Raw genomic sequence first — 25,047 nt, 5'->3', positions numbered from 1 at the left:
TCTTCAGTTTTTATTGTTAGTGAGTTAGTGAGCGGCCAAGCTCACTAACCCTGTATTTCCTATTTTCAGTACTTTATTGTTCTATTTCTGCATCTAAATCACTTGAATCACCATTTCCCCAAGGAACTATGTTAGCATTTTCTATAGTAATCCCAGTATTTTTAACAGTTATGTTGTATGTATATTTTTTGCCACCTTCAAATTGTCCATTGGTGGATGGTGTTATAGAGGTTGTGTATTTTACTTCGCTATCATTCAACAACAAGTAAATCTCTATATCCATTTTATTGCTTTCAAGGCTTTGCGGCAACATGATATAAGCAAAACTTTCTTCGTTTTCAAAAGGTACATCATAAAAAGGATGAGTAAGAGTAGCTCTGTCACCAATAGTTTCAACCGAACCTGTTCTTGTGTCAAATTTACCGCTTGTAAATATTCCTTTCATATTCAAGCTATTGAATTTATAATTGTTATATTTGACACCCTGCCCTGGTTTAATTTTGAATTCAACCAAACTCATACAATGCTTAAAGCGATGTTCGATATCTGTAAAATTCACAATTGGAGATGCTTTGCTTGCAGTAGCTCCTGAGGCAAAAAGTACATCAGCCTTACAAGGTTGGTTTGCTACTACCTCAGCTATATTCCAATTCATTTTACCATCAGTTAAGAATTTGTTATAAGGATAGTATGCACTAAATGTTGTCTCTTTGTTGTCCTTGAAATAGATGATGTTGTTATTGTCAGCAGCTTCAAAAGTACCATCCCCATTTGTTGTTACATACTTTTTGTTGTCTCCTGTTGTATTGCCTGTTGATGTGACATTTACGCCAATGGCATCATTCTTAGACCATGTATCGTCAGTGGTGGCACGTGTGATGTTTTTAACAATATCCGCCTGTACGGTAGCAGCAACAGGACCATTGTTGCCGATACCGTCTTCTTCGTTAGCGCAAGCTGCAAACAGCAATGCTGCGGCTGCGATGTATAAGATTTTAAACTTCTTCATAAACGTTATATTTTAAGTGTTGTTATTGTGCTATATGTTCATTATTGTCTCCTGCCTCTGTCCAAGGCTTAATGGTTCCAGAAATATCTACGGCAGAACGACTCAATTTTACTACTGTATAGTGGTATCTTTTGCCACCCTCAAGTTTTACAGGCATTGTCCATACAAAAGGAGCGTCGTAACCATTCTTGAGGTCAAACTCTATCACTCGGCTTGCTTCTTCTGTAGGGAGCAGGATTGCCTCATACAGCTTGCCAGCTTCGGTAGTTTTCATCGTGATGTCCGCAGGAGTTTCTTCACCAGAGATAGTTCCATCCACAAGATTGAAAGTGGCTTTGGTATTCTGGCCTTTCACTGTCACAGTCATTTTCTTAAGGTCTTCTTGCGTGAGACCGTTACCTGGTTGAACATCCAAAATAAGATTGCTTAACTTATGGAAGAACTTCAAGTCAACCTGTGGCGTAGCTTTGTTGCAGCCTTCTGTCTTGGCATACATGAAGTCGATAGTTTCTTGTTTCGTTTGGTCTGTTACATCAAGTGCAACCTTGTAGTCATTGACAGTGGCCTGTGGATAGTAAGAATAGAAGTCCACATCTCCATCTATCGGGAAGAAAACAGTCTTACCACCAGAAACAGGTGAAAAGGCTATACTTCCATTTGACTGATAGCAAACATTGTCAACACCCTCTTTGATTGCATCCGCAGAGAGTGTCTTGCCTGCTTCTGTCATGAAGATACCAATCTTGTCACCAACAGCCCAGGCTTGACCGGCAGCACGGGTGTTTACGCTGATACCACCAGTAAACTGCACGGCTACCTTATCGTTCTGGGTAGAAGGTGCGGTGTCTTCTGTACTGCATGAAACCATTGCACCTGCCAAGAGTGCAAGGGCGAAAAACTTCGTCATCTTTTTCATTTTATCAATATTTTAAATGTTATTATTATTATTTGATTTCTACTTCATTGTTGAGGTTCGTCCAACCGTTGATGGTAGCTTCCAGATTCATCTTTGGCTGCATTTGGTTGTAGTTGAGCCGCAACTCATACTTTCCTCCAACCTTCATCGCAGGGGCGGTGATGTCATACTCCTGCAAGGTCTCGTCAGGGAGCACGAGGCGGAGATAAACATGAGAGGCGGGGCTTCCCTGTATGGTCGGCATCAGCCGAATGACTTCCGATTTCAGGGTTGATTCCGTAGCCAGGATAGTAGGTATTTCTACTTCCGTTGGCTCTATGCTCGGCAAACCGTATTCTCCATCACCATTCTTCTGTGTAGGGAACAGACACCAGGCTGCATCTAATGCCTTGCCACTCATCTCTGTGCCTTTCGGCACATTCTCTATGATGATGGTCAGTTCCGAAAGCACGCTCTTCATAGGGTTTTGCACCACATAGCTGCCCTCCTTGTTATCTATCTTCACATCGGCAACTCCGAAATAGGCATTGTTCCTTACATCCTTAGGATTGGTCAAGCCTATCTGGATATTGTTCCAGTTGGTCAAAGCCCTGGTCTGGTCAGTGGTGAAGAATGGCTCTATGAGATTGGTAATAGCCAATATCTGATAATGCCCTTCAGGAAGAGCGAAGCGTTGGCTTGCCAACTCCTGAGCACTGCCACCATGTTTTTCCTCTACAAGCGAACCGTCATCGGCATTGAATATCCAGAGCTTCACATCCTTCACTTCGGTACCTTGGTCAGCTTCATCTGCCCAAGTGAGCGATACCGACAAGCCACTTTCTTCCTCATCAGAATGAACATTATGGTCGCAACTTGCCAACAGGCATGGGACGCATAGCAGCACCCATAACCAAATATTAAATCTTCTTTTTGCTTTCATTTTCTATCTTGTTTTATGGGTTACTGTTGATGATTGTTGAAAGGTAAGCTGAATCCCAACCTTACTCCACTTTCCCAAACAAAGTTGTTCTTATGCAGATGCTCAGGCATTCCGTCCATACGTTCGCCAGTAAGACGAGTCAGACCGGAATAGATGCCCAATTTCAGACATGAAGTCAGTTGATAACCAACCTGCAAGTCTGCACCATAACCCAAATGCCAGTTGGTAGAACCTTTCATCACCTTAGCATCATCGGCTATAGTCTGAATATCAGCCTTGGTCGTTACTGCATATATATGAGGTGAAACAGCCAAATCCCATCGGCTGTTAGCTGTTTGATGGAACAGTCCAAGGAGATGAACGTTCACTCTTGCCCCATATCTGCCCATTCTGACATGGCTTTTCAGATTGGCATACTCCCAACTATCCATGCCTAAGACACCTGCCTTGTAGAGCACGCCGTCGCTACCCAACCAATAGTTACATTCTACGCAACAGTCTTGTGCAGACAAGTTCATTTCTCCATACTTGGCAGATAACTCAGCCGAGAATATGGAGTTGAAACGATAGCCCCCATATAAGCCAGCAGCCCAACCGAGGTGCGTCTTGTCGTGTCCGAAACTTGAGAAAGTAGAGAAACCGAAAGGCATTCCACCCTCAATACCTACATACCAGCCTTGCTGACCGGTCTTTCCATCTTCTCTTACTTCTGCTTTCGCGAAAGAAAATGGAAGAATTAAAGCAAGTGCTGCAACCAGTAACCGATTTTTTGTTGTCAAATAATTTGCCATATCATTCATTTATTTTTTATCGTAAAGGTAAGGATCTGTCTCCAATTACAAGACAGGTATCCATCATAAAGCTAATTCATCCATTCTATCCGAAAGTCACTCCAGGAAATACAAGAGGTTTGTTAAGAAGATAAATATGGATGCCAACAGCAAATAGATATAAAAGCGTTCTCTCTTGATGAAGTCACGAAAGCTATAGCGAGCCTTCCAATGATTCTCAAGATACATCCTGTACTCATGTATCATGGCATATCCCAAGATAATACCTAATATGAGTACAAACACCCCGATGATGATCAGGGCTAATTCAATCCTTGGCATTGTTTCTATTATTTCTTTCATGGCACAAAGATAGTGTTTTTCATCAAAAAAAGGTGGCGCATTCCCCTGTCAATGTGTCTACTTCCTATGTTTTAGGTGTCTACTTCGTAGGAAGTAGACACCCATTTTAACGATTTATTCCCTTTTATTATGCGTTTTTCTGGTGTTTATTGAAAAATGGTTAATCCTGTTTTTTATCATCTGGGGCTGCATTTGCAACTTGTTCTTCTCGCCATTCGGTAGGCGTACAACCTTCCTTTGACTTGAATATCCGGTACAGATAGGTACGGGCAGAGAAGCCACACTCGGCAGAAATAATGTCATTACTATAGTCTGGAAATTCCAACATCATCTTCTTTGCCGCATTGAAACGTATATCACCAAGCCATATTCTGAATGTAGTTTTCAGATACTGGTCGAAGAATACAGATAACTCATCCTTGGAGATACAAAGTGTGCGAGAGAGGGTAAGCATATTCACAGTACTGTCCTTATATCCTAAATTCGCACACCATGCATCAAGACTTTTCTGGATGAAATCTCTGCGCTCATCGGAAAGTGGTTGTAAAGATTCTGTTCTACTATCAGCAGAGGTCTGCTGTTTAGCAGAAAGTGCCCCCCCCATATCTATATTTTGTTCCCACTAAGGCATAGTTTTCCACTTCTTTATCCAAGAGTTCTTCGGTAGGGATATAACTGCTGCCGAGAGCGATAAACGTAAGATTGAAGAACAGCAAGGCAAGCAATACGGCTGGACCTACTATATATAATAAGGTAGTAGAAAAGATGGCAACTGGCATAGCGAGAATTGCGAGCCATAGAATGATTACACTTGCACGCGAATATCTTACGTAAGGCAACAAGTCCGTTGCCGCCATTGTCTCCAACATATTTTTACGCCTAATCATCTCCTGAATAATCATGTATATGCAATAGAAAACACTTACGCAAAACAGAGTCAGCATCAGATAAAGTCCTTCTCTGATATACAGGCTATGATGAAGACTGATACCCACGCAAAAGACCACAATGATGGCAGCATAAATGCCACTACACATCAGTATCATCTTTCTGAGGTTAGCACGGGTGGTTTCTATGTTGTAGATTCCTATGGAGATGAGCGAGAAGCAGGGGGTATAGAGGAGGATGTTGATGACCGCCCCTAAATTATCGTGCATAGCACGGAAGCCGAACCCCATCTGCAGCACATATTGTATCGCCAGTCCTATCAGGGCAGCAACGATCATCCATCGAGAACGCTCATACCGCTTGTTCTCCCATCTTACATGCAGATGAGAGAGTGCCACGAAGAAGGCATTGATGAGCATGAATATAAAACATGCAAACTGAAGTAGAAATAATGAATCCATACGCTTCTTATCTTTTGTTTACTTTCTTGTATTTTTGATTACTTGCCGTAGGATTATCCGGATTAGTCATCTGCAAATATCCTGCTGCAACAAGGGAGGTGATGTAACGCTCACGGTTCTTGGAATGCATACTGACACCAATTCTGTCAAGTATCTCTTTGGTGGTTCGAGGAACTGAACAGAAATTTACTATGTCCCTTTGCTTGTTAGACAATGACACTTTTGGAGTGTCAGAGTGTCTAAGTTGAGTGTCTAAGTCGGTGTCAGAGTGTCTAAGTCCGGTGTCTAAGTTGGTGTCAGAGTGTCTAAGTCCGGTGTCTAAGTCGGTGTTAGAGTGTCTAAGTCCAGTATCTAAGTCTTCGACTTGGTTACTTTTATCATGGACTTCGTTACCAACTTCGTTACTTTCTTCTCTCCAAACCGTGATGACAAATTCCTGTGCCTTGTCATTATTCATAAACGTGACATTGATGTCTTCGTCATATATACGATTGATGGCATCTGTAAGACTTATACCCTTCCGAGAGCCAAGGAGCAAGCCATCCAATCTTCAATGGCAACAACATATAAAGATTGTCTTGTGTTATTTTTGCACTCATTACTGTATGATTTCTAAAATGCTCAGCTATGCCATACTGTTCAAACAAATTCACTACATCTTCTGTAGACATATTCTTTGCCTTAGCATATTGTTCTATGCAGAATGACACAAATACAGCCTTGCTTTCTGTATTCATTATTATTCTCCTTTCTGTGGCTCAGCCACACATAGTTGATTTTACATGAGCTTTCTCTAATAAGAATACACCCTCAGCTCTATCTATACCTTTCTAATGATCGCATAACTGTTTTATACACAGTTTGAGGAGACTGCTTATAATGCATTACGGCTGAAATTATTATGGAATCACCTTTCACTACATAATAGAGCACATTAGGGAATAGCTGCAAATGTCTAACAGTAAATTGAGTATCTGACAAATCAGAATCTAATATGCCACGATTTGGATTTCTCAGTAAACTATTAACATTAGCATCGAACTTATCAAACACTTTTCTTGCTGTTATAGAACCATATTCTGTTTCTACAAAATCTAAAACATCGTTCAATTGTCTTGAAGCAAGCAATGACCATTCTATTTCCATCCTCGTTCCGCTTTTATACGACTCATTAATTCTGAATGGGAAATGGTATTACCATTTTCATAATCCTTTAATGCCATCTCCACACTAGCTGCCAAGGCTTCACGAGGAATCTCGTTCACAAAAGCATCTATCTCATCAGGCTCAGGAACGACATAAGGATTTACCTTATCCATTGTTGTATAAAGCAATGTAATAAGCTCATTCTTGTCATCGTCACTCCAGTTTTTCACTTCATTCCAAACAGGAGTCGATGTTATATTGCTATAATCTGATATTTTCATAAACAACTCTATTTTAAACCTTTCTGCAAAAATACGGTAATTATCTGATAATTCAAAGAATATTCGATATTTTAACACAAAAATGTATCACAAAGTATTTGCTTATCCAGAAGAGAACAAACGAAGAATGGCGAAACCAGCAGACTGTCAGCCTACTCATTTCGCCACTTACATATTTATCTATCTCGCAAAAAGATGATTTAGTCTTCATCAGCAAACTCATCAAGAGTATATGCGCTGCTGCCATCGAAGCAGTGGGTACATACCTGGCACTTTGGAAGACCGATAGCCTCAACAAGCTGCTCGATGGTATTGAACTTCAATGTAGTCAAGCCCAACTGGTTAGCAATCTCATCTACCATCTTCTGATACTCAGGAGAACCGGTGGTAGCGTATTTCTCAAGATTCTTGTTGGCATCGCCCTCAAACTTCTCGATGATGCGACGGGTAATCAGCTCCATATCACTCTTTGAAGAAGTGAAGTTGATGAACGGACAACCATATACCAATGGAGGACATGCAATACGCATATGGCACTCCTTCAAGCCTGCCTGGTCGAAAAGCACCTTCACGTTGTCGCGAAGCTGGGTACCGCGAACGATACTGTCATCACAGAACAACACACGCTTGCCCTTGAGCATCGCCTTGTTAGGAATCAGCTTCATCTTGGCTACCAATGAACGCATGCTCTGGTTGCTTGGAGTAAAGCTACGAGGCCATGTAGGAGTATATTTGGCAATACAACGCTGATAAGGCACACCCTTGCCGGCAGCATATCCCATCGCCATACCAGTACCAGAATCCGGAATACCGCTGCAGCAGTCTACCTCAACATCATCACTCTTGGCGAGATTGAAACCGTTGGTAAAACGAGCCTCCTCTACATTCTTGCCCTCATAGGTAGATGTAGGGAAACCATAGTAAACCCAGAGGAAAGAACAAACCTGCATCTTCTTGTTGGCAGGACGAAGCTGCTCCATCTTGTCGGCAGTAATCTTGACGATTTCGCCCGGACCCAGCTCATATTCTGTTTCATAATCGAGGTTAGGGAACGAGGTGGTCTCGCTGGAAGCAGCAAAGGCACCTTCTTTCTTACCTATAATAATAGGTGTACGTCCCCAACTGTCGCGGGCACAGATGATACCATCCTCGGTAAGAATCATCATGGTACAGGAGCCCTTGATGTGGTGGAATACATTCTCGATACCTTCGCGGAATGTCTTGCCCTGAATAATGAGTAATGCAACCAACTCGGTTGGGTTGGTGCTGCCTGAAGACATCTCTGCAAAGTGCATGTTCTTGTCTAGCAGGTGCTGGGTCAGTTCATCCTTGTTTACAATCTTAGCTACAGTACAAATAGCGAATCGGCCAAGATGTGAGTTCATGATTAATGGCTGCGCATCCGTATCGCTGATTACGCCGATACCAGAAGTCGCTCCCTCAAACTTGTTGAGTGTAGGTTCAAACTTCGTTCTGAAATAAGAACTTTCGAGGTTGTGAATTGAGCGCACAAAGCCTTTCTCACTACTATAGGTTGCCAAACCGCCTCGACGTGTGCCGAGATGTGAGTTGTAATCGGTGCCGTAGAACAAGTCTGCGACACAACTTTTCTTGGAAATAGTTCCGAAAATACCTCCCATAAGAGTATAATTCTATGTTATTGTTTGTAATATTGGGTGCAAAGGTAATAAAAAGATGTAAAATATGCAAGAAAAAATAGTCGATTTTCAGAATTTTAATGTATCTTTGCGCTCAACATAAGATGACTTTGCACATGAATATCAGAATGAGCATCATACTGAGCACGGGTATCATCATGACCAGATATGGCTATGACCAGATGAACCCGACCCTATGGCTCATTCTCCTGCTGGTCATGACAAGCATGGCTATTGTCCTGCGGAAATGGATACAAAGTCAATGCATTTTTTTTTATATCTGTCTGTTTCTTTTGGGTGGTCTTCTCACTTCCTATCAAGAATGCCGCAACCGAAAGCCTGTTACCTATTTTACGATGGATGAACTGTCGGAACAGGACCGGTTTCTGACAACAGCGCAAGAACGGAGAGCGGAAATAGAACAGAAGCTGAAGGGATTAGGTATTGAGAATGAAGACTTTGGGGTCATTGCTGCAATGGCAATGGGCGATAAGACGGCACTGGACAAGGACACGAAAGAGGTTTATTCCGTAGCTGGAGCAAGCCATGTATTAGCCGTAAGCGGACTGCATATCAGCATCATCTTCCAACTGCTTATCATGTTACTGGGAGGCAATCGCCGCCACATCTTCGTTATACTCTCAGCGCTTGTAGCCATCTGGATGTATGTCCTGTTCATAGGCATGCCAGCGAGTGCCGTTCGTTCAGCCACCATGCTGAGTGTTTATGGATTTGTTACCATGACCCGGCGAAACAAGGATTCGCTCCGTTCGCTATCCATCGCTTTTACCATCATGCTATTGTGTAATCCGCTCTATCTCTTCGACCTCAGTTTCCAAATGTCGTTTGCGGCAGTAGGTTCCATCATCGTATTCCTTCCGTTGCTCTGTTCACTTTATCACCCTACCCATCGCTTATCCCAATGGATCTGGGGGATGCTCTGCGTATCGGCAGCAGCACAGATAGGAACTCTTCCTCTCATCACTTACTATTTCGGGCGCATCTCGTGCTATTCCCTTCTTACTACTTTCATTGCAATTCCAGCAGCCATGGGCATTCTTTATCTCTGTTGCATGCTGATGCTGATGAGCCCTTTCCTACTCCTGTCGCCAACAGTCTCTCTTTTCTCCTGGCTGATAACCTGGGTGGCAAAGGCATTGGTAGTCATCACTCATTTTGCCAACACCGCCTTCCATCTCACCTCCCTGGCTCCCGGTGCCAGTATCGATGGAATCCACCTTCCCCTCCCTATCCTTTTCATCATCTATGCCGCCCTGGGATTAGTATATGCAGGCTGGATAAAAATGAAGAGGATAAGAAACAAAATGGCGAGAAGTCAGGAAGACTTCTCGCTGGAAAATGCATTATTTACAAATTATAGATAATGCTCAAAAAAACAGGATTGTCGGGAGAATACCTCAAAAGGCATCTCCCTATCAATTTTCATTCATTAATCCAAATTCAGGCTCTTCTTGATAGCCTCGATCTTATCCATTGCAGCAGCTGTGCAGCGGTTGTAGCAGCCAGCGCACTTGAATGAAGGATCCTTTACCTCAATATAGAACTTAATCTTAGGCTCTGTACCTGATGGACGGACACTTACCTTGGTGTTGTCATCGCAGAACCACTGGAGCACATTGCTTGTAGCAGGCATATCGAGCTTCTCTACGCTGCCGTCAGCATGCTTAACCTCCAAAGACTGATAGTCCTTCCAGGTTACCACCTTGCTGCCACCCAACTCCTGTGGAGGGTTGGCACGGAAGTCTGCCATCATCTGCTTAATCTCGTCAGCACCGGTCTTACCTGGGCGAACTACGTTTACAGTGAACTCCTTGCTGAAGCCATACTCTGCATAAATCTGCATCAGGAGGTCGTAGAGAGTCTTGCCCTGATCCTTAGCCCATGCTGCAATCTCGCAAATCAGACAGATAGATGCAGGAGCATCCTTATCGCGTACCTTATCGTATGGCAAGAAACCGAAGCTCTCCTCACCACCACCGATGTACTGCTGCTTGCCCTCAGAGATAGCAATCTCGCGTGCAATCCACTTGAAACCAGTGTAGCAGTCGCGCAACTCTACGTTGTTCTTCTTGGCAATCTCAGCGATAACTTCTGTTGTTACGATGGTCTTCACGAGGAAGTCTGTTGGCTTCAACTTGCCCAACTTCTTCTTGTTCTCGATGATGTAGTAGCAGAACATCATGGCTGTCTGGTTACCGTTGATGATCATCCACTCGCCCTTGTCGTCACGGCAAACGATAGCGAGGCGGTCAGCATCTGGGTCAGTAGCTACAACGAGGTCAGCGTTCAACTTGGTACCGAGCTTCATACCGAGGGTCATAGCCTCTGCATTCTCTGGGTTAGGAGAAACCACTGTAGGGAAGTTGCCATCTACAACCATCTGCTCAGGAACTACATTGATGTTCTGGAAGCCCCAAGAACGCAGACAGAGAGGTACGATGACACGACCTGTACCGTGCATAGCTGAATAAACGATGTTGAGGTCTTTCTGACGGTTGATGACATCCTGGTCAATCATAGCAGAATGAACGGCTGTCATGTAGTCGTAATCCATCTCACCACCGATAATCTTGATTTTATCCCAGTTAGCCTCAAACTTCACCTGGTCGATAGTAACCTTGTTTACCTCCTCGATGATACCTGTATCGTGTGGAGCCAGAACCTGAGCACCGTCGCTCCAGTAAGCCTTGTAACCGTTGTACTCCTTAGGGTTGTGAGAAGCTGTTACGTTGACACCAGCCTTTGCACCGAGCTCGCGGATAGCGAAAGAAATCTCTGGTGTAGGACGGAGGCTCTCGAAGAGATAAGCCTTGATGCCATTGGCAGAGAAGATGGCAGCTACGGTCTCAGCGAAGAGACGGGAGTTGTTACGGCAGTCGTGACCTACCACTACAGAAAGGTTCTCCTCACCTGGGAAAGCCTTGAGGATGTAGTTAGCAAAGCCCTGTGTAGCCATACCAACGATATACTTGTTCATGCGGTTGGTACCTGCGCCCATGATACCGCGCAAACCACCAGTACCGAACTCCAAGTTCTGATAGAATGCATCAACGAGAGCTGACTTATCCTCTGCGTCGAGCATTGCCTTTACTTCCTTACGGGTTTCTTCGTCAAAAGCAGGTGTGAGCCACTGCTGTGCTCTTTCTTCACACTGCTTGATCAATTCTGCGTTATTAGCCATAGTTTGATTATATTATGTAATTAATTAATTCTTATCGAGAAGGATGTGCACGAAAACAATGCATAATTTCTCTATTTGCGTACAAAGTTATATAAAAATTTTGATAAACCAAGCAAGAATGAAGTTTTTTTTGTATTTTTGCACATTGAAATGGAATTGAAAATAGAATAAGGCTAATATTTAGCAATATTGTATTGGTAAGATAGCAAAAGTTGAATGAACAAAATATAAAAAAATAGAATATGGAAGTATATTACACGGGCGTCATCATCGCCGTATCCACTTTTTTAATAATAGGTATCTTTCACCCTATCGTCATGAAGACGGAATATTATACGGGCACCCGCTATTGGTGGGTTTTCCTCGTTGCAGGCATCATCTGCATCGGAGCTGCCTTCCTGGTTGCCAACGTGCTCTTCTCTGCCATACTGGGCGTAGTAGGTGCTTCATGCCTTTGGAGCATCGGTGAACTCTTCGAACAGAGACAACGCTGCGAGAAAGGCTGGTTCCCGAAGAATCCGAAAAGAATAGGAACAGGATATTACAGGGACGAAGCGAAGAGTAAACATGAAAGTGTATAGGAAGAAAACGCCAACGAAATGAAGACAGAACTCATTCTGGTCGGAAAGACCGTAAACAAGCATTTCATTGCGGGCATCAAGGATTATGCCGAGCGCATCACCCATTATATGCCTTTCAACATAACAACCATTCCTGAGCTCAAGAACACCAAGAGTCTCAGCGAACAGCAGCAGAAGGAACGGGAAGGAGAACTGATTCTGAAACTCCTCCAGCCTTCGGATACGGTGGTGCTGATGGATGAACATGGACAGGAATTCCGAAGCATCGAGTTTGCCAAATGGATAGAGCGCAAGCAGGCCACTGCCCGCAGGCTCGTCTTTGTCATCGGCGGTCCTTACGGTTTCTCACCGTCAGTCTACGACCGCGCCAACGAGAAGATTTCCCTCTCCAAGATGACCTTCTCGCATCAGATGGTTCGCCTTATCTTTACCGAGGCGCTCTATCGCGCATGTACTATTATAAAAGGTGAACCTTACCACCATGAATAAAGGTAAAAGGGTAAAAAAAAAGAATATGCCAAAAGATAAATATATAGAAATAAAAGGGGCAAGAGCCAACAACCTCAAGAATATCGATGTGAAGATACCTCAGGGCAAGTTTGTTGCCATTACGGGTGTCTCCGGATCGGGAAAATCATCGTTGGCTTTTGATACCTTATATGCTGAGGGCCAGCGCCGCTATGTGGAGTCGCTATCTTCATACGCTCGCCAGTTTCTGGGACGTATGAGCAAACCGGAATGTGATTTCATCAAGGGATTGCCACCTGCCATCGCCATCGAACAGAAGGTGATTTCGCGCAACCCACGATCTACCGTGGGCACCAACACCGAAATCTACGAATACCTGCGACTGCTCTACGCACGCATCGGAAAAACCTATTCGCCAATCAGCGGACAAGAAGTGAAGCGCCATACCACAGAGGATGTATTAGCCTGTACCCGTCAATATTCGAAAGGTACCAAGTATGTCATCCTCGCTCCTATCCATGTCATCGAAGGAAGAAACCTCAGCAAGCAACTGGAGATGTACATGCAGGAAGGCTATGCTCGCATCATGGTAAATAATGAGTTTGTCCGCATCGAAGATTTTCTGGAATCTGCCGACAAACAACTGCTGGAAGCTAGCGGAGAAGACCTCAAGAAAATCATAGGACAACAGGGAAAGGAGATTTACCTCGTCATCGACCGTGCTTCGGTAAGCGATGAGAAGGATGACATCAGCCGACTGATGGATTCTGCCGAAACAGCCTTCTATGAGGGAGATGGAGCCTGCCGCCTCGTCTTCCTGCCAAGCAACATCTGCTACGACTTCTCTACCCGGTTCGAAGCTGACGGCATGCAGTTTGAAGAGCCTACCGACAACATGTTTGCCTTCAACTCTCCTCTCGGAGCCTGCCCTACCTGCGAAGGTTTCGGCAGCATAATAGGCATCGATGAGAAACTCGTCATCCCGAACACTTCGATGAGCGTATATGACGGATGTGTGGTTTGCTGGCGAGGCGAAAAGATGGGTATGTGGCTCAAGGAATTCATCCGCAGAGCTGCAGAATACGACTTCCCTATCTTCAAGCCTTATTTCGAACTGACTCAGCAGCAGAAGGACTGGCTGTGGCACGGTCTGCCTGGCGAAAAGAAACGTAAACAGCAGGAAAGGGTGAGCATCGATGAGTTCTTCAGAATGGTAAAGGAGAACCAGTACAAGATACAATACCGCGTGATGCTGAGCCGATTCCGTGGAAAGACGATTTGTCCTGACTGCCATGGTACGCGACTCAAGAAGGAAGCCAACTATGTGAAGATTGGCGGAAAGAGCATCACCGAACTGGTTGAGATGTCGATTGTGAACCTGAGCGAATGGTTCAGGAAACTGGAACTCTCGGAGCATGAGAAGGAAATCAGCAAGCGTCTGCTCACCGAAATCACCCACCGTCTGCAGTTCCTCCTGGATGTTGGTCTGGGTTATCTTACGCTCAACCGACTCTCCAACACCCTCTCCGGCGGTGAGAGTCAGCGCATCAACCTGACCACCAACCTGGGCTCATCGCTCGTGGGTAGCGTATATATCCTCGACGAACCTAGTATCGGACTCCATAGCCGCGATACTGCCCGACTGATTAAGGTGCTGAAAGAACTGCAGCAACTGGGCAATACGGTGGTTGTGGTAGAACACGACGAAGAGATTATGCGGGCAGCCGACTATCTCATCGATATCGGTCCGGATGCCGGCAGACTGGGCGGAAGAGTGGTCTACGCCGGTCCGTCATCAGAATATTCAACCACCGACAAGGCTGAACAGGAAAAGCTGCTGGCTGAATATCCGGAGAGTTATACCATCAAATACCTGACCCACAACGAGGAGATAAAGGTGCCAACGAGCCACCGTGCCTGGAACCAGTATATCGAAATCAAGGGAGCCCGGATGAACAATCTGCGCGGCATCGACGTTAAGATACCGCTCAACGTATTCACCTGCGTAACCGGTGTATCAGGCTCAGGCAAGAGTTCGCTCATCAAGGGAATCCTCTATCCTGCCATGCGTCGCCGTCTGGACCTCGTAGCAGATGCACCAGGCGAATATGCATCTATGGAAGGCGACTGGAAGAGCATCAGTCATGTAGAGTTTGTTGACCAGAACCCTATCGGAAAGAGTACCCGCAGCAACCCTGCCACTTATCTGAAGGCATACGATGCGATACGTGCCCTCTTTGCCAACCAGCCACTGGCTAAGCAGATGGGATTCACGCCCCAGTACTTCTCTTTCAATACTGAAGGCGGAAGATGCGAGGAATGTAAGGGTGCGGGATATGTTACCATCGAGATGCAGTTTATGGCAGACCTCACGCTGACCTGCGAGGCTTGTAAGGGCAAGCGTTTCAAGCACGATATCCTGGAGGTTCGCTATGGCGGAAAAGACGTCAATGATGTGCTGAACATGACGGTAAACGAGGCCATCGAGTTCTTCAGCGATGAAAAGCTGCAGCGCAACGAGGGCGACTTCGACAACTGCCGCATCATCGTAAACCGCCTGAAGCCGCTTCAGGATGTAGGTCTGGGTTATATCAAGCTCGGTCAGAATTCAAGTTCGCTTTCGGGTGGTGAGAATCAGCGTGTAAAGCTCGCCTTCTTCATAGGTAAGGAGGAACAGGAGCCTACGCTCTTCATCTTCGACGAGCCTACCACGGGTCTTCACTTCCACGACATCAAGCGCCTGCTCCATGCCTTCAATGCCCTGATAGAAAGGGGCCATTCGCTGGTAGTGATAGAGCACAATCTGGATGTCATCAAGTGTGCCGACTATATCATCGACCTCGGTCCGGAAGGCGGCGACAAGGGCGGCAATCTCGTTGTTGCCGGAACTCCGGAAGAAGTAGCTGCCTGCAAGGCAAGCCTTACCGGAAAGTTCTTGCGTTAAGAGCTGGAGACTGAACTTTCGCATGTGGTTCAGTAATTTACATAAAATAGCTTAATTTATAATGATTATCGCAAATTTTAATGTATATTTGCAGCAAAATTCGGTGAATTTATGAAACTAAACAAGATAAAAGATGTCTTAGACAGCAAGGGGATTTCAGCAAGTATGTTGTAGAACTTCTGATAATAAGTAACTGTTCGAAATTAATTTTACAAATATGAATAATTCACGAATAAGTTCGTACCCACAGAGGCCAAGGCCCTGTTCGTACAATAGAAAAGCGAGTCCGTAGTCTCGTAATCTATCGGTCTTATCCATTTGCCCTTAAGTATACGCCAAAGAATCTCGGCAGGATTAAGTTCTGGAGAATAAGGTGGAAGATAGACGAGGAACAATCCTCTATTCTCCCAAATTTTCCTCAGTTCTTTCACCTTCCGATTTCTATGAACAGAAGCATTGTCCAAGACAATTACAGTCTTCTTCGTGACATTGAAAGAGAATCTGTCAAGATAGTCCACAATCTTGTCTGCGTTGATGGACTCTTTTGTGGTAAAGCCTTTATATTGGTTCCTTTTGGTAATCATACCAAAGATATTAAGCCGGGCAGCTTTCTCGGATGGGATGTAAACATCCTCATTCTTGAATTGCCAGCCATATGGAACATATCCATTTGTACAGACATGGCTTTCGTCGGCATAATATAGCACAAGTTCCCCTTTGGAATCAAGTTCTTCAAGTTCTTGCAACTTCTCTTTCTTGTATGCGTAGAGCTGCGGTGAGGGTTTGCCCCTTGGGCGTTTTCTTATACGCTTATATCTTGCACCAATGTTTCTAAAAAACGTTTGAAGGTAATGTCACTGGCTTCTTTGCCAGTCGCATTCTGCCATGCCTCACGTGCTTTAGACACGCTTTGACGGTCTTCCTCAATTGCCTTGCGGACTGCTTCTTCATCAGAACAATCCATAATAGGCTTTCGACCCTGACCAGGACGTGTCTCCAAGCCTTTGATGCCATTTTCTTCATAACGTTTTACCCATGCGTAGACAGTAGGTACAGTCACCTCAAGCATTTCTGCTATTTTGGGAGCTGATTTACCTTCTGACTTCAGCAATATGGATTTGCATCTGATACGAAAACTATGAGTAGGGCCATTATGATAGCCTTTCTCTAATTTGAGGCGATCAACCTCTGATAATTCAAGTACTTTTATTGGTTTCATAATTCTACTTTTTCTATAAAACGGAAAATGAACCATATTAGTACTGATATATATAAATAATTTAGATCACTTACTTAAAATATTATTTGAATATGGGCATAAGCAAAGATTTAACAGAAGAGGACATCAAGTTCCGCTATATCAACGAAGCCATCACAAGCAAGGGATGGTCAAAGGATAGTATATTCATGGAACAGAAGGTTAAATTTACTGACGGTAAAATTAGCCTTCATGGTAATCTTGTGCATAGAGAGAAACCGAAGTTTGCCGACTATGTACTTTATGCAAATAAGGCAACACCCATTGCTATTGTAGAAGCAAAGGATGCCAATCATTCTGTTTCACATGGATTGCAACAAGCCATGACCTATGCCCAAATGCTTGATGTGAAGTTTGCATACAGTTCAAATGGTGAAGGGTTTGCCGAACATGACTTCTTGACAGGCAAGGAACGCACTTTTGCTATGGACGAATTTCCAACAAAAGAAGAACTTATCGAAAGATATAAAAATGAGGCTAACGATGGAAACGGACTTAACGAACAAGAGCTGGCTATCATAAAGCAGCCTTTTTGCACTGGTCAGAATATATTCCCGCCACGATATTATCAGCGCAATGCAGTAAACCGCACTGTCAATGCTATTGCGAGAGGACAAAACCGTGTGCTCCTTGTCATGGCAACTGGCACTGGCAAGACATATACTGCATTTCAGATTGTATGGCGTTTACTTAAAAGTGGTTTGAAGAAGAAAGTGTTGTATCTTGCAGACCGCAATATATTGGTTGATCAATCCATACAGCAAGACTTCAAACCATTAGAAAAGGTAACGCACAAGATAGACTACTCAAAAGACAAGAACCACTTGGAAGAATTGGGGTCTTATCAAGTGTTCTTTGCACTCTATCAACAGTTGATTGGACAGAATGATGCCAAAAACTATAAGGAGTTGTTTCCTAATCCAGACTATTTTGATCTTGTTATCGTTGATGAGTGTCATAGAGGTAGCGCAAAGGATGATAGCAACTGGCGAAACATCTTGGAATACTTTTCTTCGGCTACTCATATAGGTATGACAGCAACACCAAAAGAAACAAAGTACCAGTCAAGTATTGGCTACTTTGGTGAGCCTATATATACATATAGTCTTAAAAACGGAATTGAGGACGGTTTCCTAGCTCCTTTCAAGGTAATCAACATCACAACCAACATTGGCGATGAGTGGAGACCGACAAAGGGACAAAAGGATATATACGGCAACGAGATAGAAGACCGCATTTATAACAACAGTGACTATGATTATAACATTATTATAGAAGACCGTATAAGGGAAGTTGCGCAAGAGATAACCAACTATCTGAAAAGCACTGACCGCATGGCTAAGACCATAGTGTTCTGTGCTGATGAAACACATGCGGAGCGTATGCGTCTGGCATTGACCAATGCCAATGCTGATATGTGCAAGAAAAATCCTGACTATGTGGTTCGCATAACAGGTAGCGATGAGTATGGTAAAAGCAAGTTGGATTACTTTATTTCAGTATCTTCGGAATATCCAGTCATTGCAACGACCAGCAAACTGCTTTCTACCGGTGTGGATTGCAAGATGGTAAAGCTGATAGTGCTTGACCAACAGATTGGTTCCATGACGGAGTTTAAGCAGATTATAGGACGCGGAACCCGTCTTCGTGAGAATGAGGGAAAGACCAATTTCACGGTGATGGACTTTCGAAATGTAACACGCTTGTTTGCTGACCCAGATTGGGACGGACCTATCGAGATGGATCCCGATTATCCTATAAAGTCCAGAGAGGCAAAAACTCCAGTTCTGCCTGTAGATGATACACCGCCAATAGTTGGTGATCCTATCACTCGTCCAAAGCCTCTTGTAGATAAAGATGGCTGCCAGGTAATGGTTGTCAATAAGGTAGTGTCCGTTTACGATGCCGATGGCAAGCTGCTTCGCACGGAGAGTATTACCAACTACACGAAGAAGAATATCCTTGATTCGTTTGCTACCATTGATACATTTACCTCCAAATGGAATGAAATAAAGAAAAAGTCAGACATTGCTGATATGCTGAAAGAAAGAGGCATAGATCTTGCAGAATTAAAAACTTCACAGGAAATGAGCAATGTGGATGATTTTGATTTCATCTGCCATATCGCATACGGAAAGAAGACCCTGACGAGGCGGGAACGTGCTGAGCAAGTGAAAAAGCGTGATATATTTACCAAGTATGGTGAGCAGGCACGGCTGGTACTTGAGAATTTGCTGGAGAAGTACATGGAAGAAGGCATTTCTGAACTTGAAAGTCTTACTGTGCTTGAAAACGATCCTTTCCGCCGATTGGGCTCTAAGGCAAATATAGTAAAGTTCTTCGGTGGCAAGAGAGAGTATCTGAAGGCCGTAAAAGAGTTGGAGCAATCAATATATAATATAGCATAAAAAGAAACAATATAAAATGAGTTTATCTAATTTCGTAAAACGAGTACGCAATATCATGCGCAATGATGCCGGTATCAACGGTGATGCGCAACGCATAGAACAAATGGCGTGGATGCTGTTCTTGAAAGTCTATGACGAGAAAGAGAATGATTGGGAGTTGGACGATGATGATTACAAGTCTATTATTCCAGAAGAATGCCGTTGGCGCAACTGGGCACATGATGATGGAAGTGGCAATGCCTTGACTGGTGACGAACTGCTTTCGTTTGTCAACAACACCTTGTTTGTTGAACTCAAAAACATAGAGGTTACACCTGATACCCCAATTCGTCAGGCAATAGTAAAGACAACTTTTGAGGATGCCAACCAATATATGAAAGATGGCGTTCAGCTCCGCCAGGTGCTTAATGTGATAGACGGATTGAATCTTGGTGACTATGAAGAGAGTCATGCTTTCGGTGAGATATATGAGACTATCCTTAAAGAAATGCAGTCGGCAGGTTCCTCAGGTGAGTTCTACACCCCAAGAGCCTTGACCGAATTTATGGCAGAGATAGTCAATCCGCAGATTGGTGAGAAAATGGCAGACTTCGCTTGTGGTACAGGAGGTTTCATCACAAGTTGGTTGGGTGAATTGGACAAGAAGGTAAAGACTGCTGAAGACCGCAAAGAGTACAATCAGTCTGTATTTGGCATAGAAAAGAAACAATTCCCGTATATGCTATGTGTGACAAACCTGTTGCTGCATGGTATCGACACGCCATTGGTATATCACGACAACTCGCTTACCAAAGATGTTCTCAACTATACAGACGGAGACAAGTTTGATGTTGTTTTGATGAATCCACCATACGGAGGTAATGAAAAGGCCGACGTGAAATCTCACTTTCCTTCTGATATGCGCAGTAGCGAGACTGCCGACCTCTTCATGGTGCTTATCATGTATCGCTTGAAGAAAAATGGCCGTGCTGCTGTCATTGTTCCTGATGGTTTCCTTTTTGGAGCAGATAACACAAAGATTGCCATTAAGACAAAGTTGCTCAGGGATTTCAACTTGCACACCATTATCCGTTTGCCTGGCAGTATCTTTGCACCTTACACTTCGATTGCCACGAACATTTTGTTCTTCGACAATACCAGTGCGGAGGGTGCTCCAGAAGGTTATTCTACAAAGGAAACGTGGTTCTATCGTTTGGATATGCCAGAGGGTTACAAGCATTTCTCCAAGACAAAGTCCATGAAGTCGGAACATTGCAACCCAATCCGTGAGTGGTGGAACGACCGTAAGGAGATTATTATTGCTGATGGTGACGAGAAATCTCGTTGCTATTCGGTTGAAGACCTTATCGCCACCGATTGCAACTTCGACTTGTGCAAGTTCCCGAAAGAGGATGAAGAAATCTTGCCTCCTGCCGAACTGCTTGCCGACTATTTCAAGAAGCGCAAGGCTCTTGATCATGAAATAGATAAGACATTGGCGGAGATACAACGTATATTGGGGATTGAGGTGAATGTGGACGAATTGTAATATGTGGGACGGTGTCCCGCAAATTCAGATTGATATAAAAAGGTGAGACATTGTCTCACTTATTTGAAATAGGAATTTTGGGGACGTGTCCCCAAAATCTGATAATAATACAGAATTATGGCAAACGAAATAACAAAGACTTCGGATAATATTGAAGACCTACTTGATAAGGTGTCTGGTCTTATAGAACAGGCAAGGACTTACGTGAAGACTTCGGTCAATACTGCTGAGGTCTATACCAAGTATTATATAGGCAAGTATATAGTGGAGTATGAACAGGAAGGGAATGTTCGTGCGCAATATGGAAAGCAAGTCTTGCAAGAATTGTCAAAGAGTTTGACTGCTCGTTTTGGGGCAGGTTGGTCATATCCAAATCTCCGCAATATTAGGCAATTCTATATTGTATATGCAAAAAGGTCAACCACTGGTTTCCCTTTTGAAAACAAAAATGCTAACCAGTGGTTAGCAAATTCGAAAGATAGTGATAATCAGATGTTTAAGCTTTCTTGGAGTCATTATTTGATTCTGATGCGAGTGGAAAATCCAGACGCTCGTTCTTTCTATGAAATAGAGTGCGTCCAACAGCAATGGTCAAAAAGACAGCTGAGTCGTCAAGTGGGCAGTTGCCTCTATGAGCGATTGGCTTTGAGCCGTGAAAAAGATGAGGTGATGCGTTTGGCAAAGGAAGGTCAAACTGTAGAGAAACCTTCTGATGTTATCAAAAGTCCTTTGACCTTGGAATTCTTGGGCTTGAAGCCAGATGCCGCTTACTCTGAGTCGAAGTTGGAGAATGCCATTATCAGCAAGATGCAACAGTTCCTACTCGAATTAGGCAAAGGCTTCCTCTTCGAGGCACGCCAGAAGCGTTTCACCTTTGATGAAGACAATTATTATGTAGATTTGGTCTTCTATAATAGATTGTTGCAATGCTATGTCCTTATTGATTTGAAAACAGATAAGCTTTCTCATCAAGACCTTGGACAGATGCAGATGTATGTCAACTATTATGACCGCTTTGTGAAGCAAGACTTCGAGAAACCAACCATCGGCATTTTGCTTTGTGAGAGTAAGAACGATGCACTTGTAGAGTTAACTTTGCCGAAAGACTCTCATGTATATGCTTCTGCGTATCAATTATATTTGCCAGACAAGGCTTTGCTGCAAGCCAAGGTAAAGGAATGGATTGCAGAGTTTGAGGAAAACAATATAGGTTAAAAGGATTTGTGAGACACGTCTCACAAATTCGTCACCAACTTGTGGTGAATTAAACAGTATAAAGAGAACAATGAATGGAAAGCAATTAAAGAATAGCATATTACAATGGGCGATACAAGGCAAACTTGTACCGCAAGACCCTAATGACGAACCTGCAAGCGTTTTGCTTGATAAGATTCGTCAAGAGAAAGAACGCTTGATTAAGGAGAAAAAAATCAAGCGTGACAAGAACGCATCTATTATCTACCGTGGTGAGGACAATTCCTATTATGAGAAGATACTTGCTACGGGAGAGGTGAAATGCATTGATGAGGAGATTCCATTTGAAGTGCCTAAGGGGTGGGAATGGTGTAGATTTTCAAGTTTGTATCTATCTTTAACAGACGGAACTCATTCTACACCTAAATATACACTTTCAGGTATTCCTTTTATCTCTGTAAAGGATATGAGTTCTGGAGTTATTGATTTTTCAAACACAAAATATATATCCAAAGAAGAACACCAAAAGCTTTCTGATAGATGCCATCCCCAAAAAGGAGATTTGTTGTTGTCAAAAGTTGGAACTACAGGAATACCTGCCATGGTTACAACAGATAGAGAGTTTAGTCTTTTTGTAAGTGTAGCGTTAATAAAACTCATACAATGTGACATAAATAGAGAGTTCTTAGTCTTTATGATTCAATCACCATTGGTTCAAGAACAGGCTAAAGAAAATACAAGAGGAGTAGGAAATAAAAATTGGGTATTGTCGGCGGTATCAAAAACGTTAATGGTTGTTCCGCCATTAGAAGAACAAGGAAGAATTAAGAACAGGTTAAATTTGATTTTGTCATATGTAGAAAGATATAGTTCTTCGCAGGATAAATTAGACCTACTTAATGCAAATATAGTAACAGACTTAAAGAAATCCATTCTGCAAGAAGCTATACAAGGCAAGCTTGTACCACAAATAGCCGAAGAAGGAACTGCACAAGAACTGCTTGAACAGATAAAGGCAGAGAAACAGAAACTCGTCAAAGAAGGCATACTCAAAAAGTCTGCCCTCAACGATTCTGTTGTTTTCCGTGGTGACGATAACAGGTACTATGAGAAGATTGGGAAAAAGTACGTGGATATAACAGAGCAAATACCATTTGATTTGCCCGATTCTTGGAGTTGGGCAAGAGGCAAGTCTGTATTTATGCCTATGGAATCAACAAAGCCATCATCTGATTTCGTTTATATAGATGTAGATGCCGTCAATAATAGGCTAAACATTATAGACAAACCTAAAAAGGTAAGAATTGAAAATGCTCCAAGTCGAGCAACGAGAAAACTTCATAAAAACGATTTGTTGTTTTCAATGGTTCGTCCCTACTTGAAAAATATAGCTTTGGTTGATGATATATATAAAGATGCCATTGCAAGTACAGGATTCTATGTCATTACCCCAAGTTTAGGGTATTATCCTATGTTCCTGTATTATTTGATGCTATCAAATTATGTGGTTGATGGATTAAATTCGTTTATGAAGGGCGACAACTCACCCTCCATAAACAACTGTCATATAGAAAATTATCTATACCCATTGCCTCCAATAGAGGAACAACAACGCATTGTTGAAAAGATAGAGCAATTAATGCAGTTGCTCAAATAGTTTTTCTATTTGAGCAACAATGCGTTGTTGCTCTTGAAAGGGTGGCAAGGGAATATACAAGCTATTTAATGCCGTTTTTGTAAAATGCTTAATAGTCATTCCTTTACTATTCTTATCTATGATGCCCATAGTTTTATAGCTCCTTATAACATTTTGTATAAACTTGGAACTGATGTTCCCATAAAATCTTACTCTATGCAATGCATTTTGATAATACATAGTTTTATCATTACTCCATATTGCACATCTTCCAACCTCGCCACCTTCGCAAATAAGCAAATCTCCTTTTTGTAATAAATACTTTTCTTTCTCTGCAATGGAAAAGGGAGCAACTTTTACATTAGATAAATCTACTTTATCCCAATATACATTTATTGAGCATAAATATGGAACTTCGCTTCCTTTGTCAGAAGCCTTATTCATCGTTTTTCCAAGTTCGCTATTTGCTATGTCTTGAAATTTACACCACACCCAGCTTTCTGGTATCTCAAACGGAATCTCTTCATCAATGCACTGCACCGACTTTCCTATCTTCTCGCAATACCTGTTATCGTCATCACGGAAAATAACAGAGTCATTGAGGGCAGACTTCTTTAGTTTACCTTCCTTAACGAGTTTCTGCTTCTCTATCTTAATCTGCTCCAACAAATCTTGAGCAGTACCCTCCTCTGTAAGTTGCGGAACAAGTTTTCCTTGAATTGCTTCCTGTAAAATGGACTTTTTAAATTTATCCAATATCTCTTTGTTTATATAGTCAAGTTTTATTTGACATTCTCCATATTGGGTTATATATGGATGGAGTAAGCTCAACTTCTCTACTATGCGTGTCTGTTCCTTTTGTGGTGGGATAGGTAATAGACAATGCTTTATAATGAGTTGATTTATATTCGGGTCTTTTCTCGATCCAGCAGCAAAATCCATCCAATAAGGTCTTTGATATTCGATAAAAATATGAAGATAATCCATATTGCAATATCCATTTGGCTTAATGGCACAAACTGACTGATTGATGGTTGTATCGAACTGTAGAATGCTATGTTTTCCAATCGTTCCTGCACCGCCATACATCGCAATACATACCGAGTTTTGTGGGAGAATGGTAAGGTTGTAGTCTGAACAAGCTTTTTCCGTAATTTGTATCTCCGTCTTGCATAAAACTCCATTATTTAAGTCTGTCGTGCGAACCCAATTAATGCTGCCATTTTGGTAGTAGTCGGGATTTCTGCTTAGAGGTGTGGAACCGCTTGTTGTCTCAAAAAGGTTACCAATGCGTTCCCATTCCCACCCCTGCGGTATCTCAAACGGCACTTCCTCATCAATGCATTTCACCTCTCCCGTAGCAAGTATCTTCTCATAATAGGAACTCATAGAACAAATTTATGTCTATTTTATT

24 protein-coding genes are annotated in these 25,047 nt (G+C 42.9%); 8 read left to right on the top strand and 16 right to left on the bottom strand.

All coding sequences use genetic code 11. The annotated features are described in order from the left end of the window. Positions 1-73 precede the first annotated feature (73 nt). The 12 genes from ONT18_RS02195 to ONT18_RS02140 form a co-directional block, all read right to left on the bottom strand. Complete coding sequence (locus ONT18_RS02195; RefSeq protein WP_264903841.1) at positions 74-1,009, bottom strand: fimbrillin family protein; 936 nt, start codon at positions 1,007-1,009, stop codon at positions 74-76. Positions 1,010-1,031: 22 nt separating this feature from the next. Continuing rightward, positions 1,032-1,925 carry a fimbrillin family protein gene (locus tag ONT18_RS02190; RefSeq protein ID WP_264903840.1) on the bottom strand — a complete coding sequence of 298 codons (894 nt, stop codon included), beginning with the start codon at positions 1,923-1,925 and terminating at the stop codon, positions 1,032-1,034. A gap of 28 nt (positions 1,926-1,953) precedes the next feature. After that, a complete protein-coding gene (locus ONT18_RS02185) occupies positions 1,954-2,847 on the bottom strand; it encodes a FimB/Mfa2 family fimbrial subunit (RefSeq protein ID WP_264903839.1) in 894 nt (297 codons plus the stop codon). Positions 2,848-2,867: 20 nt separating this feature from the next. After that, on the bottom strand, positions 2,868-3,638 hold the full coding sequence (locus ONT18_RS02180) for a hypothetical protein (RefSeq protein ID WP_264903838.1): 771 nt from the start codon (positions 3,636-3,638) through the stop codon (positions 2,868-2,870). Positions 3,639-3,734: 96 nt separating this feature from the next. Further along, on the bottom strand, positions 3,735-3,959 hold the full coding sequence (locus tag ONT18_RS02175; protein WP_225451492.1) for a hypothetical protein: 225 nt from the start codon (positions 3,957-3,959) through the stop codon (positions 3,735-3,737). A 181-nt stretch (positions 3,960-4,140) separates the two neighbouring features. Beyond that, positions 4,141-4,584 carry a helix-turn-helix domain-containing protein gene (locus tag ONT18_RS02170; protein ID WP_217327183.1) on the bottom strand — a complete coding sequence of 148 codons (444 nt, stop codon included), beginning with the start codon at positions 4,582-4,584 and terminating at the stop codon, positions 4,141-4,143. After that, positions 4,562-5,329: a hypothetical protein gene (locus ONT18_RS02165; RefSeq protein ID WP_264903837.1), complete on the bottom strand. Its 768-nt coding sequence runs from the start codon at positions 5,327-5,329 to the stop codon at positions 4,562-4,564. Before ONT18_RS02165 ends, ONT18_RS02170 begins: the two co-directional genes overlap by 23 nt. A gap of 7 nt (positions 5,330-5,336) precedes the next feature. Then, complete coding sequence (locus ONT18_RS02160; RefSeq protein WP_264903836.1) at positions 5,337-5,786, bottom strand: Fic family protein; 450 nt, start codon at positions 5,784-5,786, stop codon at positions 5,337-5,339. A gap of 22 nt (positions 5,787-5,808) precedes the next feature. Further along, complete coding sequence (locus ONT18_RS02155; protein ID WP_264903835.1) at positions 5,809-6,066, bottom strand: DUF3791 domain-containing protein; 258 nt, start codon at positions 6,064-6,066, stop codon at positions 5,809-5,811. A 79-nt stretch (positions 6,067-6,145) separates the two neighbouring features. Continuing rightward, positions 6,146-6,475 carry a type II toxin-antitoxin system RelE/ParE family toxin gene (locus ONT18_RS02150; protein ID WP_264903834.1) on the bottom strand — a complete coding sequence of 110 codons (330 nt, stop codon included), beginning with the start codon at positions 6,473-6,475 and terminating at the stop codon, positions 6,146-6,148. After that, positions 6,466-6,756 (bottom strand): hypothetical protein, encoded by a 291-nt coding sequence (locus ONT18_RS02145; RefSeq protein WP_264903833.1) that lies wholly within the window; start codon positions 6,754-6,756, stop codon positions 6,466-6,468. The genes ONT18_RS02150 and ONT18_RS02145 overlap by 10 nt, the downstream gene beginning before the upstream one ends. A gap of 200 nt (positions 6,757-6,956) precedes the next feature. Beyond that, entirely contained in the window at positions 6,957-8,396 is a 1,440-nt protein-coding gene (locus ONT18_RS02140) for an amidophosphoribosyltransferase (protein WP_264903832.1), read from the bottom strand. Positions 8,397-8,530: 134 nt separating this feature from the next. On the opposite strand from ONT18_RS02140, the gene ONT18_RS02135 reads away from it, so the two are divergent. After that, positions 8,531-9,799: a ComEC/Rec2 family competence protein gene (locus ONT18_RS02135; protein WP_264903831.1), complete on the top strand. Its 1,269-nt coding sequence runs from the start codon at positions 8,531-8,533 to the stop codon at positions 9,797-9,799. 65 nt (positions 9,800-9,864) lie between these two features. Here ONT18_RS02135 and ONT18_RS02130 read toward each other — a convergent pair whose 3' ends face one another. After that, positions 9,865-11,616 (bottom strand): phospho-sugar mutase, encoded by a 1,752-nt coding sequence (locus tag ONT18_RS02130; RefSeq protein WP_264903830.1) that lies wholly within the window; start codon positions 11,614-11,616, stop codon positions 9,865-9,867. Positions 11,617-11,858: 242 nt separating this feature from the next. On the opposite strand from ONT18_RS02130, the gene ONT18_RS02125 reads away from it, so the two are divergent. Genes ONT18_RS02125 through uvrA form a run of 3 tightly spaced genes read left to right on the top strand, consistent with a single transcriptional unit; the run spans position 11,859 to position 15,609 of the window. Further along, a complete protein-coding gene (locus ONT18_RS02125) occupies positions 11,859-12,197 on the top strand; it encodes a DUF4491 family protein (protein ID WP_118189898.1) in 339 nt (112 codons plus the stop codon). A gap of 18 nt (positions 12,198-12,215) precedes the next feature. Beyond that, on the top strand, positions 12,216-12,686 hold the full coding sequence (gene rlmH, locus ONT18_RS02120; RefSeq protein ID WP_022120940.1) for a 23S rRNA (pseudouridine(1915)-N(3))-methyltransferase RlmH: 471 nt from the start codon (positions 12,216-12,218) through the stop codon (positions 12,684-12,686). 25 nt (positions 12,687-12,711) lie between these two features. Next, on the top strand, positions 12,712-15,609 hold the full coding sequence (gene uvrA / locus ONT18_RS02115; RefSeq protein WP_264903829.1) for an excinuclease ABC subunit UvrA: 2,898 nt from the start codon (positions 12,712-12,714) through the stop codon (positions 15,607-15,609). Positions 15,610-15,818: 209 nt separating this feature from the next. On the opposite strand, the gene ONT18_RS02110 is transcribed toward uvrA, so the two are convergent. Together ONT18_RS02110 and ONT18_RS02105 are read right to left on the bottom strand one after the other, a co-directional pair. Continuing rightward, positions 15,819-16,415, bottom strand: coding sequence for an IS630 family transposase (locus tag ONT18_RS02110; protein ID WP_232823346.1), 597 nt, complete (start codon positions 16,413-16,415; stop codon positions 15,819-15,821). After that, positions 16,412-16,828, bottom strand: coding sequence for a helix-turn-helix domain-containing protein (locus ONT18_RS02105; RefSeq protein WP_106812837.1), 417 nt, complete (start codon positions 16,826-16,828; stop codon positions 16,412-16,414). Before ONT18_RS02105 ends, ONT18_RS02110 begins: the two co-directional genes overlap by 4 nt. A gap of 92 nt (positions 16,829-16,920) precedes the next feature. Here ONT18_RS02105 and hsdR point away from each other — a divergent pair, with 92 nt between their 5' ends. The 4 genes from hsdR to ONT18_RS02085 all read left to right on the top strand — a co-directional run bounded on the left by hsdR (position 16,921) and on the right by ONT18_RS02085 (position 23,654). After that, positions 16,921-19,275 carry an EcoAI/FtnUII family type I restriction enzme subunit R gene (hsdR, locus tag ONT18_RS02100; RefSeq protein WP_264903828.1) on the top strand — a complete coding sequence of 785 codons (2,355 nt, stop codon included), beginning with the start codon at positions 16,921-16,923 and terminating at the stop codon, positions 19,273-19,275. Between the two features lie 16 nt (positions 19,276-19,291). Continuing rightward, positions 19,292-20,803: an N-6 DNA methylase gene (locus ONT18_RS02095; protein ID WP_218458434.1), complete on the top strand. Its 1,512-nt coding sequence runs from the start codon at positions 19,292-19,294 to the stop codon at positions 20,801-20,803. 117 nt (positions 20,804-20,920) lie between these two features. Then, entirely contained in the window at positions 20,921-22,018 is a 1,098-nt protein-coding gene (locus tag ONT18_RS02090) for a PDDEXK nuclease domain-containing protein (RefSeq protein ID WP_119229385.1), read from the top strand. Positions 22,019-22,088: 70 nt separating this feature from the next. After that, positions 22,089-23,654, top strand: coding sequence for a restriction endonuclease subunit S (locus ONT18_RS02085; protein ID WP_264903827.1), 1,566 nt, complete (start codon positions 22,089-22,091; stop codon positions 23,652-23,654). Here the strand turns inward: ONT18_RS02085 and ONT18_RS02080 are convergent. Continuing rightward, a complete protein-coding gene (locus tag ONT18_RS02080; protein WP_264903826.1) occupies positions 23,634-25,022 on the bottom strand; it encodes a restriction endonuclease subunit S in 1,389 nt (462 codons plus the stop codon). The two genes, ONT18_RS02085 and ONT18_RS02080, sit on opposite strands and share 21 nt — an antisense overlap. Positions 25,023-25,047 lie beyond the last annotated feature (25 nt).

The organism is Segatella copri (assembly GCF_026015295.1).
Lineage (GTDB): Bacteria > Bacteroidota > Bacteroidia > Bacteroidales > Bacteroidaceae > Prevotella > Prevotella copri_C.
Note: the sequence above shows the minus strand (reverse complement) of the source record. Positions and strands in the feature narration are given on the sequence as shown.